At 41.4% G+C, this 14255-nt stretch carries 14 protein-coding genes, 8 tRNA genes and 1 rRNA gene; 19 read left to right on the forward strand and 4 right to left on the reverse strand.

Translation table 11 applies throughout. The annotated features are described in order from the left end of the window. Positions 1-15 precede the first annotated feature (15 nt). The 12 genes from rrf to ACEN4L_RS07175 all read left to right on the forward strand — a co-directional run bounded on the left by rrf (position 16) and on the right by ACEN4L_RS07175 (position 4837). Positions 16-131 (forward strand): 5S ribosomal RNA (rrf, locus tag ACEN4L_RS07120). 11 nt (positions 132-142) lie between these two features. Beyond that, positions 143-218: transfer RNA gene (locus ACEN4L_RS07125), tRNA-Val, on the forward strand. A gap of 1 nt (position 219) precedes the next feature. After that, positions 220-292 (forward strand) — tRNA-Lys (locus tag ACEN4L_RS07130). Positions 293-335: 43 nt separating this feature from the next. Continuing rightward, positions 336-417: transfer RNA gene (locus ACEN4L_RS07135), tRNA-Leu, on the forward strand. A gap of 29 nt (positions 418-446) precedes the next feature. Continuing rightward, positions 447-522 (forward strand) — tRNA-Thr (locus tag ACEN4L_RS07140). 4 nt (positions 523-526) lie between these two features. Beyond that, a tRNA-Gly gene (locus tag ACEN4L_RS07145) sits at positions 527-598 on the forward strand. A 38-nt stretch (positions 599-636) separates the two neighbouring features. Continuing rightward, positions 637-725, forward strand: a tRNA-Leu gene (locus ACEN4L_RS07150). 6 nt (positions 726-731) lie between these two features. Continuing rightward, a tRNA-Arg gene (locus tag ACEN4L_RS07155) sits at positions 732-805 on the forward strand. A gap of 30 nt (positions 806-835) precedes the next feature. Next, positions 836-909: transfer RNA gene (locus tag ACEN4L_RS07160), tRNA-Pro, on the forward strand. Between the two features lie 475 nt (positions 910-1384). Continuing rightward, entirely contained in the window at positions 1385-1846 is a 462-nt protein-coding gene (locus ACEN4L_RS07165) for a CtsR family transcriptional regulator (protein WP_407096738.1), read from the forward strand. Positions 1847-1867: 21 nt separating this feature from the next. Further along, positions 1868-4366 carry an ATP-dependent Clp protease ATP-binding subunit gene (locus tag ACEN4L_RS07170; protein ID WP_407096641.1) on the forward strand — a complete coding sequence of 833 codons (2499 nt, stop codon included), beginning with the start codon at positions 1868-1870 and terminating at the stop codon, positions 4364-4366. 120 nt (positions 4367-4486) lie between these two features. Next, the gene (locus ACEN4L_RS07175) at positions 4487-4837 is read left to right on the forward strand and encodes a hypothetical protein (protein ID WP_407096642.1); all 351 of its coding nucleotides are present in this window, start codon (positions 4487-4489) and stop codon (positions 4835-4837) included. Between the two features lie 50 nt (positions 4838-4887). Here ACEN4L_RS07175 and ACEN4L_RS07180 read toward each other — a convergent pair whose 3' ends face one another. Then, complete coding sequence (locus ACEN4L_RS07180; RefSeq protein ID WP_407096643.1) at positions 4888-5751, reverse strand: helix-turn-helix domain-containing protein; 864 nt, start codon at positions 5749-5751, stop codon at positions 4888-4890. Positions 5752-5898: 147 nt separating this feature from the next. Here ACEN4L_RS07180 and tadA point away from each other — a divergent pair, with 147 nt between their 5' ends. The 3 genes from tadA to ACEN4L_RS07195 are packed head-to-tail and all read left to right on the forward strand — an operon-like array spanning position 5899 to position 7201. Further along, the gene (gene tadA / locus ACEN4L_RS07185) at positions 5899-6417 is read left to right on the forward strand and encodes a tRNA adenosine(34) deaminase TadA (RefSeq protein WP_407096644.1); all 519 of its coding nucleotides are present in this window, start codon (positions 5899-5901) and stop codon (positions 6415-6417) included. A gap of 3 nt (positions 6418-6420) precedes the next feature. After that, on the forward strand, positions 6421-6906 hold the full coding sequence (locus tag ACEN4L_RS07190) for a ribonuclease domain-containing protein (protein ID WP_407096645.1): 486 nt from the start codon (positions 6421-6423) through the stop codon (positions 6904-6906). Between the two features lie 10 nt (positions 6907-6916). Continuing rightward, entirely contained in the window at positions 6917-7201 is a 285-nt protein-coding gene (locus tag ACEN4L_RS07195) for a barstar family protein (protein WP_407096646.1), read from the forward strand. Between the two features lie 27 nt (positions 7202-7228). Here ACEN4L_RS07195 and ACEN4L_RS07200 read toward each other — a convergent pair whose 3' ends face one another. Then, positions 7229-7732, reverse strand: a complete 504-nt coding sequence (locus tag ACEN4L_RS07200) for an ECF transporter S component (protein WP_407096648.1) — start codon at positions 7730-7732, stop codon at positions 7229-7231. A 147-nt stretch (positions 7733-7879) separates the two neighbouring features. On the opposite strand from ACEN4L_RS07200, the gene ACEN4L_RS07205 reads away from it, so the two are divergent. After that, positions 7880-8740 (forward strand): pyridoxamine kinase, encoded by an 861-nt coding sequence (locus ACEN4L_RS07205; RefSeq protein WP_407096649.1) that lies wholly within the window; start codon positions 7880-7882, stop codon positions 8738-8740. A gap of 603 nt (positions 8741-9343) precedes the next feature. Here ACEN4L_RS07205 and ACEN4L_RS07210 read toward each other — a convergent pair. Together ACEN4L_RS07210 and proC are read right to left on the reverse strand one after the other, a co-directional pair. Further along, positions 9344-9739 (reverse strand): hypothetical protein, encoded by a 396-nt coding sequence (locus ACEN4L_RS07210; RefSeq protein ID WP_407096651.1) that lies wholly within the window; start codon positions 9737-9739, stop codon positions 9344-9346. 331 nt (positions 9740-10070) lie between these two features. After that, positions 10071-10901, reverse strand: a complete 831-nt coding sequence (proC, locus tag ACEN4L_RS07215) for a pyrroline-5-carboxylate reductase (protein ID WP_407096652.1) — start codon at positions 10899-10901, stop codon at positions 10071-10073. A gap of 151 nt (positions 10902-11052) precedes the next feature. Here proC and ACEN4L_RS07220 point away from each other — a divergent pair, with 151 nt between their 5' ends. From ACEN4L_RS07220 to ACEN4L_RS07230, 3 genes are read left to right on the forward strand one after another with little or no spacing between them, the layout of a single operon-like run. Then, entirely contained in the window at positions 11053-11499 is a 447-nt protein-coding gene (locus ACEN4L_RS07220) for a CopY/TcrY family copper transport repressor (protein WP_407096653.1), read from the forward strand. A gap of 12 nt (positions 11500-11511) precedes the next feature. Then, the gene (locus tag ACEN4L_RS07225; protein WP_407096655.1) at positions 11512-13971 is read left to right on the forward strand and encodes a heavy metal translocating P-type ATPase; all 2460 of its coding nucleotides are present in this window, start codon (positions 11512-11514) and stop codon (positions 13969-13971) included. Positions 13972-14031: 60 nt separating this feature from the next. After that, a complete protein-coding gene (locus ACEN4L_RS07230; RefSeq protein WP_407096657.1) occupies positions 14032-14253 on the forward strand; it encodes a heavy-metal-associated domain-containing protein in 222 nt (73 codons plus the stop codon). The last annotated feature ends 2 nt before the right edge of the window (positions 14254-14255 follow it).

Here is a 14255-nt window from a genome sequence, read left to right on the forward strand (position 1 = left end):
ATTCTCACACATATGTGTGGTGACGATGGCAAGAAGGTCACACCTGTTCCCATGCCGAACACAGTAGTTAAGCTTCTTAGCGCCGAAGGTAGTGAGGGGTTTCCCCTTGTGAGACTAGGACGTTGCCACGCATATAGTTTTTGGAGGTTTAGCTCAGTTGGGAGAGCATCTGCCTTACAAGCAGAGGGTCAGCGGTTCGAGCCCGTTAACCTCCACCACGAGTCATTAGCTCAGTTGGTAGAGCATCTGACTTTTAATCAGAGGGTCGCAGGTTCGAATCCTGCATGACTCATACTAGTTGCTTGTTGACTAGTATGTTTTGCCTTAAACTAAATGCGGGTGTGGCGGAATTGGCAGACGCACTAGATTTAGGATCTAGCGCCGCGAGGCGTGGGGGTTCAAGTCCCTTCACCCGCATCATTTATTTTTTTTGGCACTAAACAGTTGCCGGCTTAGCTCAGTTGGTAGAGCATCTGATTTGTAATCAGAGGGTCGAGGGTTCAAATCCTTTAGCCGGCACCATTTTGCGGAAATAGCTCAGTGGTAGAGCACCACCTTGCCAAGGTGGGGGTCGCGGGTTCGAACCCCGTTTTCCGCTTTCTAGTTATACTAGAAAATGATAACTTGTTCATTAAAGCCGGGGTGGCGGAACAGGTAGACGCACAGGACTTAAAATCCTGCGGATAGTGATATCCGTGCCGGTTCGATTCCGGCCCTCGGCACCATTTTTAGCACCCATAGCTCAATTGGATAGAGTACTTGACTACGAATCAAGCGGTTGCAAGTTCGACTCTTGCTGGGTGCATCTCTTTTAAAGAGTTTTTACCAACGTATACGGGAATTAGCTCAGCTTGGTAGAGCACTTGGTTTGGGACCAAGGGGTCGCAGGTTCGAATCCTGTATTCCCGATAATAAAATAGAGTATCCAAAAGTGAGATAAGCAATCAGCTGTCTCGCTTTTTTTGTATTATGGAGGACGTGGATGATATAATCAGTGCATGTTTCTTCTATAGAATGAGAAAGTAAGCTGTGGGATTCTAGGTTGTATATCTTTCGAAATGCGCAATAGTAATCAGAATGGTTCAGGTATTCTGCAGCTCATGACTATTATATAGAACTCTAGTGGTCGTTTTGAGGTTATTCAATAGAGAAGTGAGACAAACGTTGGTTCTATTAAGAAGTGGGACTTTTCAAATGGAGTTTTTTCCAGTATAATAATAGTCAGGATTAGTCAAAGGAGTATAGAACCTTTGTTAGGAAAGTGGCCTTATATGAAGGCTGAAAGAAAAGGAGGGTTATTAAAAAGTTGATGTTGGCATGAGTAGCGAAAAAGTGTATGATACTTAGACACCAATCATCAATGGTTTTTAATAACAAACAGCACATGGAAAATAAAAATATGTCAGATATTATTGAAGCTTATTTGAAAAAGGTGTTAGGACACTCAGATCAAGTTGAAATCAGACGTAGCGAAATGGCTGATTTATTTAATTGTGTTCCTTCTCAAATCAATTATGTGATCAACACGCGTTTCACTGTGCAAAAAGGTTATTTAGTGGAAAGTAAGCGCGGCGGTGGTGGTTACATTCGGATTATCAAAGTTAAATTGTTGGACGAATCTGAGATGTTAGATACAATAATAGAAATAGTGGGCAATAGTATTTCGCAAAATGATGCTTATGCAATTGTACAAAAGTTATATGACGATGATTTCTTGAGTAAAAGAGAAGCCGTCATTTTGATGGCTGCAATGGAAAAAACAGTATTGGGACTGGAAACTAAAGTGGCTAAAGAAGTAAGGGCACGTATATTAAATTCTTGCCTGAACAATTTGAGATACGAATAATGATAATGTGGAGGCGAGAAAATGAACGAATTATTTACTGAAAAAGCACAAGCCGTGTTAGAGATCGCTCAAGAAGAGGCAAAAGCATTTCGCCATCATTCTGTAGGTACTGAGCATATCTTACTGGGGATTGTCAAAGAGCAAGAAGGTATTGCAGGTAAAACACTCCGTCAGTTTTCAATCACCGAGCAAGATATTCGTGAGGAAATTGAACATTTTACGGGATATGGAACAATGAAATACATTTCAAAACAAGCTGTTTTACCTCATTCTCCTCGAGCAAAACAAGCTATTACGTATGCGACTGATGAATCTAGACGCATGGGGGCAAAATTAGTCGGGACAGAGCATTTGCTGCTTGGCTTATTGCGTGAAGAAGATATTTTATCTTCTAAAATTTTAGCTAATTTAGATGTGAGCTTGAATAAGGCGCGTCAAGTAGTCTTGAAAAAAGTCGGACAAGGCCAAGTGAAGAACAGCAAACGTCAAAGACCTGCAACAAAGCAGCCCACTGCGGGAACGCCCACACTGGATTCATTAGCTAGAGATTTAACCGCTCAAGCTAAAGAAGGCAAAATGGATCCTGTTGTAGGCCGTCAAAAAGAAGTTCAACGAATCGTACAGATCTTAAGCCGTCGAACTAAAAATAATCCGGTATTGGTTGGAGAACCCGGGGTAGGTAAAACAGCCATTGCTGAAGGCTTGGCACAGCGGATCATAGATGGAGAAGTACCTTCTACTCTTACAAATAAACGCTTGATGATGCTGGATATGGGATCATTGGTTGCGGGAACGAAATACCGTGGTGAATTTGAAGAGCGCATGAAGAAAATTATTGAGGAGATTTATCAAGATGGAGAAGTGATTCTCTTTATTGATGAATTGCATACGTTAATTGGAGCAGGCGGAGCAGAAGGGGCTATTGACGCTTCGAATATTCTGAAACCAGCACTTGCGCGTGGAGAATTGCAAACGATCGGGGCAACAACATTAGACGAATACCAAAAACACATCGAAAAAGATGCGGCTTTGGAGAGACGTTTTGCACCAATCCACATTGATCCGCCAAATGAAGATGAAACAGAAGAAATCTTATATGGTCTGCGTTCACGTTATGAAGATCATCATGGAGTAAAAATTACGGATGAAGCAATTCATGCAGCGGTCAAATTATCTAATCGTTATATCACATCTAGACAATTGCCGGATAAAGCGATTGACCTGATAGATGAAGCAGCTTCTAAAGTACGTATCGATGTTACTGGAAAACCAACGCCAGTTGCAGCAGCGATGGAAGAGTTGGAAACATTGATTGAAGACAAAGAAGCAGCGATTCAAAATCAAGATTTCGAAAAAGCGGGTCTTATTCGAACGCAGGAAATGAAACAGCGTAAAAAAATTGAAACATTATTGAGAAAACAAGAGAAGAAAGAAACGCCAAATGAACTAGAAGTTACTGAACACGATATTGCTGAAGTTGTGGCATTGTGGACAAGTATTCCTGTGCAACAAATGGAACAAAAAGAATCGGATCGTTTATTGAAGATGGAAGATGTGCTGCATAAACGAGTCATTGGTCAAAATGAAGCCGTTGTAGCGGTCTCAAAAGCGATTCGCCGTGCAAGAAGTGGTTTGAAAGATCCGAATCGTCCAATCGGTTCATTCATGTTCTTAGGACCTACTGGAGTTGGGAAAACGGAATTGGCTAAAGCTTTGAGTGAAGCGATGTTTGGAAATGAAGAAGCGTTGATTCGTGTGGATATGTCTGAATACATGGAAAAATTCAGTACCAGTCGATTAGTCGGTTCTCCTCCAGGTTATGTAGGATATGATGAAGGTGGGCAATTGACAGAAAAAGTCCGTCAAAAACCTTATTCTGTTATCTTGCTGGATGAAGTAGAGAAAGCTCATCCGGATGTCTTTAATATTCTATTGCAAGTATTGGACGATGGTCATTTGACAGATGGAAAAGGTCGTAAAGTAGACTTCAAAAACACAATCATGATCATGACTTCCAATCTAGGAGCAACAGCTTTACGAGATGAAAAATCAGTTGGTTTTACTGTGAAAGATACGAAACATGATCACAACATGATGGAAAAACGCATTAAAGAAGAGTTGAAAAATGCTTTTCGTCCTGAGTTCATCAACCGTTTAGATGAAACAATCGTCTTCCATTCATTAGAGAAAACTGAATTGAATGAGATCGTTAAATTGATGTCGCAAACAATCGTCAAACGATTAGCTGATATGGACATCCATGCAAAAATCACACCAGCTGCCATCGATGTGATTTCTAAAGAGGGATTCGATCCTGAATATGGTGCACGTCCATTACGCAGAGCTATTCAAAAGAAAATTGAAGATCTTTTAAGTGAAGAGTTGTTGAGCGGAAGAGTGAAAATTGGGGACAACATCACTATTGGTGCTCAAAAAGGAACAATCCGTTTTACGGTTCGGGAACCTAAAAAGTTAGAAAAAGATGCTAAGGCGGAAAAGGAAACAGCTTCTGTCAATTAAGCTAACCAACAAGAAACGTCTATCAGAATTTTAAATTCTGGTAGGCGTTTTTATTCGTGATTGAAATTTATTTCTGATATGATGAAATAGAGAAAAATACGAAGAGGGAAGTGAATTTCTATGAAAAACACAACAAGAAATATTTTATTAGGTGTTGGAGCTGCTGTAGCTATTGGAGCAGCATACATGGTGACTTCAGATAAAGCAATGGAAAAAGCTGAAAGCATGATTAACCGCAAAAGAGCGAAATACTTTGTGAAAGATAAACTGCATGGCAATGAAAAAGCTATGAAAGTTGTGGAAAACTTATCTGATGAGGAAGTGATCAACTTACTCAACGTTGTGGATAAAGTTAGTCATTTACGCGGAAGTGTCAGCGATTATACACATCAATTGAAAGAAGCGACAACAGAATTTACCGATCTGTTATCGGATAAAAAAGATACCTTTGTAGACAAAGTAAAAAAATAAAATGCATAAAAACCTTCTCGTAAAAGATTGTCTTTTACAAGAAGGTTTTTTTAGTCCAGCGTCAATAAATAACACAACAGCAAGTCATCCATATTACGCAACGATAGACCGCTTGTTTCATGAAAACGATCGATTCGGTATTGCAGTGTGTTGCGGTGGATATAAAGGGATTTTGCGGCTACAGATATGTTGCCTTGGCTTTTCCATATTGCTAAGATCAATTCCTTCAGTTCGGCATCCATTACATACTGAGTTTTCATTTGCTGCATCAATGGGCTTTGTGAAATAGCTTCCGCCGTATAATAATGTAAAGCAACTGAGGGCAAATCAAAAACTTGGGTCTTTTGATTTTTTTGAGCTTCAAAAATATGCTGTTCTTCTTTAAATATATTGGGCAAAGCAGCAGTTATTGGCCAATATTGCCCCATATAACACACAGTCTTAATTGAAAAATCATCGTCTAAGGTGCGAATAATGCCGGCCATTTCTTCGCTGCTCAATAAATCAGGCTGTTTTCCTTGGATGAGAATACCTTTATTTTCTGTTAGGAAAAAAGTATCCTCTATGCCTGAAAATAAACTTTTGAAGGCTTTTAGCCAAAGTCCGCGTTCAAAAGCAGCATCCTTCTTAATGATCTCAAATTGGATAATGCGATAGAAGCCTTCTTCTTTAGGCAAAGCAAAGGACCCATTAACTAAAAAAGTATGCCATTTGGACATTTTTTTCGTTTTAAAGGGAATAGGCTTTTGGTTGAGCGCATATTGAATCAAGGCCAATTCAGTATCGCTTTTTTGGTAACGTTCAAATTGAATCCATTGATCTTGATAAGGAAAAGCTATGTACTGCTTCCCAGAGGTGTTGTATTCGGTTAAAACAGCTTCTGGATACAAGTTTTTTAGTTCTTTAAAGTTCACTTCAGTTCCTCATTTCTGCATTGAAATCGTCAAGCTGAATAAGTTGAGCATTCTTCTCTATTTTAGCACTCTTTGGATTTTTTTGTAGGGTTTGAGAGAGAATATGCTATCATAGGGGAAGGAAATGATGAGCAAAAGGAGCACAATATGGAATTGACCAGTAGGGAAAAAGAATACTTTATGCGCGAAGCTATTGAAGAGGCTAAAAAAGCTGGAGCTAAATTAGAAGTGCCGATCGGGGCTGTAGTGGTATTGAACGGGGAGATTATTGGGCGCGGTCACAATTTGCGGGAAATGACCCATGATGCGACGACTCATGCAGAAATGATTGCCATTCGGGAAGCCAATCAGTGCTTGGGGAATTGGCGCTTGGAGGATACGCAGTTGTTTGTAACGTTGGAACCTTGTCCGATGTGCAGTGGAGCAATGATCTTGTCGCGTGTCAACGAGCTTTACTATGGAGCTCCGGATCCTAAAGGCGGGACAGCCGGTACTTTAATGAATTTGCTTGGAGATGAGCGGTTCAACCATCAAGTAACGATTGAAAAAGGACTTTTAGAAGACGAGTGTGCCGCATTATTGACGGATTTTTTTAGAAGCTTGCGTGTGCGTAAAAAAGCTGCTAAACTAGCTCGCAAAGAAATGGAACAAGAAAATGAGGAGTAGAAGATGAAACAAAAGAAAAATTGGATCGTAACGATTGTCGGTGTGCTGGTACTTTTGCTTGGAGGTCAGCAGATGGACGTATTTGATGCGCTGTTTGATTCAGATTCTCAAGAGTCACAAATGGAATCACAAACAGTGGATAGTTCGGTGGTTGAAGGACAAGCCTATTCGACGAAAAAAGATGTGGCCGCATACCTGAATGAATTTGGAGAGCTTCCACCCAATTATTTGACGAAAAAAGAAGCAGAAGCTTTAGGCTGGGATAACTCAGAAGGTAATTTATGGGAAGTCACTGATCAGATGTCGATCGGCGGTGATCGCTTCGGCAATTATGAAGAGTTGCTGCCTGAAGCAAAAGGCCGCGTGTATTATGAAGCGGATATCAATTATGACGGGGGTTTCCGTGGAGCTGAGCGGATCGTCTTTTCCAATGATGGATTGATTTTCTACACCGGGGATCATTACGAAACGTTTGAACAGCTTTACTAGGAGGTTAGTGATGGATAAGCGTATTATTTTGGATGGTCAAGAAATGACCAGTAAAAAAAGATTGCATCAATATTTAACGATGCAGTTGAACTTACCGGATTATTATGGGCAGAATCTGGATGCTCTGAAAGATTGTCTGATCACTGATTTTACTCCACAAACGATTGAGATCATTGATGCAGAAGCGATTGAGAAGTATCTAGGAAAATACGGAGAAAATTTGTTGAGAGTCTTTAGGGACGCAGCAGCAGAAAATGAATATTTAGAGATCCACATAAAAAATACCAGCGAGTAGTTTTCGAGACTGCTCGTTGGTATTTTTTTAATTGATTCGTTTGATAAAAATCGGTCCAATAAATTTGTGCAATAGAACGGCAAGTATGGCGCCTACAATTCCTTGCATCAGATTCATAGGAAAAGCGGCTATTCCAGCAGCCAGTCCAAATAAGATCCAATCCCCGATGACATAACCGACCGCCATCCAGATACCGGCGATAAGCGCCGACACAATCGGTTTTGAAGCATTCATTTTCAGGAAAATCCAACCGCACAACAAGCCTTCGATTCCTTTGACAAGGAATGTAATCGGCGCATAAAATGAATAACCCGTAAATAAGTCTGCCAATGCACTTCCTATTCCACCGATCCAAAATCCGCCGGCTGGTCCAAACAGCATCCCAGACAGTAGCAAAATAGAATCCCCAATATTGACATAGCCTTGTGCAAAAGGAATTGGTATCCGAATAATCAACGTCATGACAACTGTCATGGCAATAAATAAAGCATAAAGAACTACATTTTGTGTAGTGAGTGTTTTATGTTTCAATTTCCGTTCCCCCTTAATGTAAATCCATTATACCTTTTTTGATGAGCAGACGAAATGCAGTTTTCAGAAAATTTGAAAGAGAGAGCTGAAATCAGGAACAAAACTGTTATAATAAGGAGAGAATGCAAGGGAATAGTGGTGAAATAAATGAATCAGCCAAAAGTGTTAGTGATACAAGATATTTCTGCAAGCTGTCAAATTTCGATGAATGTAGCTTTACCGATTTTAAGCAGTCTGAATAACAGTACGAGTATCCTTCCGACAGCTCTGTTATCGACTCACACGGGCTCGGGATTTGAAGACTATACTTTTTTAGATTTGACCAGCGAAATGGAGCGCATCCTTGATCACTGGAGACAGCTGGGGATGTCATTTGATGGGGTATTGATCGGTTATCTAGGATCGCATGCTCAAATGAACATTGTGAAACGAGTGATTCGTGAATTTGCAACGGATAATGCAATTATCGTGCTGGATCCGGTAATGGGCGATCATGGAAAATTGTATCCTGGTTTTGATGAAGAATATGTTCAGCAAATGCGGGAATTGTGTCAGTTATCCACAGTAGTTATCCCCAATATGACCGAAGCGGCTTATTTAACGCAGACGCCATATCATAAGGGGCCTCATACGAAACAAGAGATCGAATTAGTGATACAAAAGATGCTGGAATGGAATCGGCAGCAAGTCGTTCTGACAGGTGTGATGCCAAGTGAACAGGAAATCGGTGCAGCATCAGGTAGTGTACACGATGAGCAAGTAAAGACGGCTTTTTCTCGGATTTACCCTGGACATTTTGATGGCACGGGAGACCTGTTCAGCAGCGTGGTTGCAGGATTATTGTTTCAAAAAGCAACCTTGGAGGCAGCAACTGAAACAGCCGTCGCTTATGTAGAAAAAGTGATTCAACGAACTGTTGCCAGCAAATCAGATCCTAAATATGGTGTGCAATTCGAAACCGATTTGCTTTATTTGATAGAAAAAGCAGCACAGCTTAGAAATGAATAAAAAGTAAAGGATTCAGACAAACTTCTGAATCTTTTTTGCGTGTTCAGGGTGTATTAAAAGAACGAGCAAATAGAGAATATCTTTAAGTTGTCCACATTTCTAAAGAAAATGTGGACAACTTAAAGAGAAGTCAGAAATAATTGTTCACAGATTCAATAATGTGGACAAATCACATCGAAAGAGAGCTCAGTCATCGACTTCCTCACAATAGTGGGTAAACGATGTGGACGTTTTTCTTTATTCGTCTATTTGGGTTAAAAAAAAGTAGTCAAATGTCGCTAACAAGACGAATAGGGTCCATTTGGTTGAGAAAAAGTAGTTAAATGACGCTAACAAAGCGAATAGCGTCTATTTGGGTTAGAAAAAGTAGTCAAATGTCGCTAATGAGGCGAGTAGCGTCCATTTGAGTGAGAAAAAGTAGTCAAATGTCGCTAACAAGGCGAATAGCGTCTATTTGGGTGAGAAAAAGTAGTCAAATGACGCTAACAAGGCGAATAGCGTCCATTTGGATGAGAAAAAGTAGTCAAATGTCGCTAACAAGGCGAATAGCGTCTATTTGGGTGAGAAAAAGTAGTCAAATGACGCTAACAAGGCGAATAGCGTCTATTTGGGTGAGAAAAAGTAGTCAAATGGCGCTAACATGGCAAATAGCGTCCATTTGGGTGAGAAAAAGTAGTCAAATGTTGCTAACAAGGCGAATAGCGTCCATTTGGGTGAGAAAAAGTAGCCAAATGTCGCTAACAAGGCGAATAGCGTCCATTTGGGTGAGAAAAAGTAGTCAAATGGCGCTAACAAAGCGAATAGCGTCCATTTGGGTGAGAAAAAGTAGTCAAATGTTGCTAACAAGGCGAATAGCGTCCATTTGGGTGAGAAAAAGTAGCCAAATGGCGCTAACATGGCAAATAGCGTCCATTTGGGTGAGAAAAAGTAGTCAAATGGCGCTAACAAAGCGAATAGCGTCCATTTGGGTGAGAAAAAGTAGCCAAATGTCGCTAACAAGGCGAATAGCGTCTATTTGGGTGAGAAAAAGTAGTCAAATGGCGCTAACATGGCAAATAGCGTCCATTTGGGTGAGAAAAAGTAGTCAAATGTTGCTAACAAGGCGAATAGCGTCCATTTGGGTGAGAAAAAGTAGCCAAAAGTCGCTAACAAGGCGAATAGCGTCCATTTGAGCCAGAGAAAATTCTCGAATAGCACTAATATTATTCTGAGGGGTCCAAATTCAAGCTCAACCCGGAAGCACTCTATATTTAGGTTGCTTATTTGCTCGTTAAAAAATATAAAAAGAAGTTGTCCCGATACTCGAGTATTGGGACAACTTCTTTATGTGTTAGTTCATGTTGGTGTCTTTTTCCACAACTGCATCCACAGCTTTCACAACCGATGTCATAAAGCCATTTTCTTCTAAAGCCAGTACGCCTTCAATGGTCGTTCCGCCTGGAGAAGAAACTTGATCGATCAAATTCCACGGCGTTTCGCCACTTTCTAGGACCATTTTCCCACTTCCTAAAACAGCTTGAGCGGCGATTTTGGTCGCCATTTCTTTTGGAATGCCGTATTTGACAGCAGCGCGTGCCAGCGAATCTATAAATAAGAACGTAAACGCTGGTGAGCAGCCGGCGATGGCTGAAAAGACACCAAAGTCAGCTTCCTTCATAACGATCGCTTCCCCAATGGATTGGAAAATACTGATGACAAATTCAACATCATCTTGTGTAGACTGTTCATTTCCGCAAACAGCTGCCATTCCTTCGCCGATTTGTGAATTCAAGTTAGGCATCACGCGAATGAGGCGCATGGCTGAGTCGCTTCCGATCCAGTCTCGCATTTGAGCTAAACTAACGCCAGCTGCGATGGATACCACTACCGGATTGTATTTAAGCAAATGGGTACTTAATTCAGGTAGCACGGTTGAAAACAAGTTGGGCTTGATAGCCAAGATGACCACATCTACTTTGGACACCAATTCTTCATTAGAGGAACACGCAACAGTTCCTGTTTCCTTGGTCAATTGCTCTAATTTTTCTGGACTTCTATTGGAGATATAAATATTTTCTTTAGGAAGGTGTTGTGCTTTGATCATTCCTTTTACGATAGCACTGGTCATGTTGCCAGCACCGATAAAGCCTACTTTCATGTGAAACCTCCTCTCAAATTGCATCTGTAAACCTGTTTGTATTTTACCACAGCAGACCTTTTTTTAAAATATTGAGCAAAAGAGGTTGACTTATATCGATTACAAATGTAAACTATGAATTGTAGACGGATTACAAGTGTAAACGAAAATAAAAAATGTTGAAAGGAAGAGAGCCATGCAAGCAATGGAAAAAATAACTATCAGTGATGCAGAGTGGGAAATCATGCGTGTTGTGTGGACGTTAAAACAAGCGACTAGTAAAGAAATCAATGCGGTCCTACAAGACAAGATGGCTTGGAAGCCGGCGACCACGAAAACATTGATCGGCCGATTGGTTAAAAAAGGCGCCTTAACCACGGAAGCCATGGGAAATCGATTTATTTATTCTGCGGCGATTAGTGAAGAAGTGGAAATCAAAGAAGCTACTAGCGATATTTTAGCTCATATTTGCAACCGGAAAGCGGGAGAAGCGATTGCACATCTGTTGGAAGAAGCTGCTTTAAGCCACGATGATGTGGCGATGTTGGAAGAATTGTTGAAGAAAAAAAAATCGGAAGCGGTGGATGTTGTAGCGTGTGACTGTGTTCCAGGGCAATGCACGTGTCAACACTTTCATGGATAAAGGAGGAGCAACATGGCTCAAAAAACATTCAAAATAGAAGGCATGAGTTGCGCAAGTTGTGTGCAAACCGTTGAAAAAGCGGCCTCTAAGTTATCTGGGGTGCAAGAAGCCAACGTCAACTTAGTGACCGAAAAAATGAATATTCAATTTGATGAATCTAAAACAACTATCGCAGATATCCAATCAGCTGTTGAGAAATCAGGTTACAAAGCGGTTGAAGACGGTGTGCAAAAGAATTTTGTGATTGAAGGCATGAGTTGTGCGACTTGTGCACAAACTGTGGAGAAAGCGACCAGTAAATTAACTGGTGTAGCTTTCTCGAATGTCAATTTGGCTACTGAAAAAATGACGGTTCAATTTGACCCGAGTGTCCTTTCAGTCAACGACATTACGACTGCTGTTGCGAAATCGGGTTATAGCGCTCATGAAGAAGTCAATTCTGCGGACGCTGTAGATGAAGACCGCGAGAAAAAAGAAGCACACATGAAAGAAATGTGGCGTCGTTTTTGGTTGTCAGCGGTGTTCACTGTGCCGTTGTTGTACGTTTCGATGGGGCATATGATGGGCGCTCCTTTACCAGAATGGTTGAATCCGATGCACAACCCGGGAATCTTTGCGCTGGTGCAATTGCTGTTGACGCTTCCGGTGATGGTGTTAGGGAAGAAATTTTTTACGGTTGGGTTTAAAGCGTTGTTCAACCGACACCCCAATATGGACTCGCTTGTTGCTTTAGGAACCAGTGCTGCGTTTGTGTACAGTTTGGCAGCGACGGTTTCCATTTGGCAAGGGAATGCAGCATTGGCGATGGATTTGTATTATGAATCAGCTGCGGTTATTTTAACGTTGATTACATTGGGCAAATACTTTGAAGCCCGCTCGAAGGGAAAAACGTCTGAAGCGATTAAGAAATTGATGGGCTTAGCGCCAAAGACGGCCAAAGTAATCCGCAACGACAAAGAAATGGAATTGTCGATTGATGAAGTTCAAGTCAATGACATCATTGTAGTTCGACCTGGAGAAAAAATTCCTGTGGATGGCATGATTATAGAAGGCGTGACTTCTGTGGATGAAGCGATGCTGACTGGGGAAAGTATGCCTGTGGAAAAAGTTATAGGAGATCAAGTAATTGGAGCCAGTATCAATAAAAATGGTGCAATCCAATATAAAGCGACTAAAGTTGGAAAAGATACCGCGTTGGCTCAAGTGATTAAATTAGTGGAAGACGCTCAAGGTTCCAAAGCACCGATCGCTAAACTGGCGGATATTATATCGGGTTATTTTGTACCGATTGTAATGGTATTGGCTGTAGCAGCTGGATTCGCTTGGTTCTTAGCTGGAGAGTCAGGAGTCTTTGCTTTGAGTATTGCGATTTCGGTATTGGTTATTGCTTGTCCATGTGCTTTAGGACTAGCTACACCAACTGCGATCATGGTCGGTACGGGTAAAGGCGCGGAACATGGCGTGTTGATCAAGAGTGGTGGAGCTTTGGAAACGACTCATAAAGTGCAAACGGTCGTATTGGATAAAACCGGAACGATTACAGAAGGAAAGCCTAAAGTCACGGATATTTTAGCCGTAGATGGCATCTCAACAGAAGAGTTGTTGAGCGTTTCTGCATCGGCTGAAAAAGGCTCGGAACATCCTCTAGGTGCAGCTATTGTTCGAGCAGCTGAAGAAAAAGGGGTTCATTTGCACAAAACGACCTCGTTCAACGCTATACCTGGACACGGAATCGTGGTGCAGATCGATGGTGACGTGTATTCTCTGGGGAATAAAAAAATGATGGACAACCAGCAGATTTCGTTGGCAGAATTGGCTGGTCAATCAGACGCATTAGCCAGTGAAGGAAAAACACCAATGTATGTGGCGAAAAACGATGACTTGATGGGAATCATTGCTGTTGCGGACACGGTGAAAGGCACCAGTTCCCAAGCGATTGCCAAATTACGCCGCATGGGCATCGAAGTGGTCATGATGACGGGCGACAACAAACGGACAGCTGAAGCCATTGCCAAACAAGTTGGCGTGGACCGTGTGTTGAGTGAAGTATTGCCGGAAGACAAAGCGGCTCAAGTAAAGTTATTGCAAGAAGAAGGCAAAAAAGTAGCGATGGTAGGAGACGGTATCAACGATGCTCCAGCTTTGGCCCAAGCGGATGTTGGAATCGCGATTGGTTCAGGAACAGACGTGGCTATGGAATCAGCGGACATTGTCTTAATGCGCAGCGATTTGATGGATGTGCCGACAGCGATTGAATTAAGTAAAGCCACCATCAAGAATATCAAAGAAAATCTTTTCTGGGCATTTGCTTACAATACGCTGGGCATTCCAGTTGCAATGGGTGTCTTGTATTTATTCGGTGGACCATTGTTGAATCCAATGATCGCCGGAGCTGCAATGAGTTTTAGTTCTGTATCGGTATTGTTGAACGCATTGCGCTTGAAACGCTTCAAGCCCTCTGCAAATCAATAGCAGTTTGTGGTAAGAAAGATTACACTAGTATCAAATACAATTTGAAAAGGGGAATGAATGATGAGAAAAGAAATTACGATTGAAGGCATGAAATGTGAAGGTTGCGCAAATGCAGTCAAACAAAACTTTTTAGACGTTGAGGGAGTAAATGAGGTAGTAATCAACTTGGAAGCTAAAAGTGCTCTGATTCAAAGTGATGGTGCAGTAAATGAAGACGAACTACGCGAATCTTTAGCTGACACAAACTATTCAGTTGTAGGGATCAAAGAATTAGACGCTTAATT

It is taken from the genome of Desemzia sp. FAM 23988 (assembly GCF_045528365.1).
GTDB lineage: Bacteria > Bacillota > Bacilli > Lactobacillales > Carnobacteriaceae > Desemzia.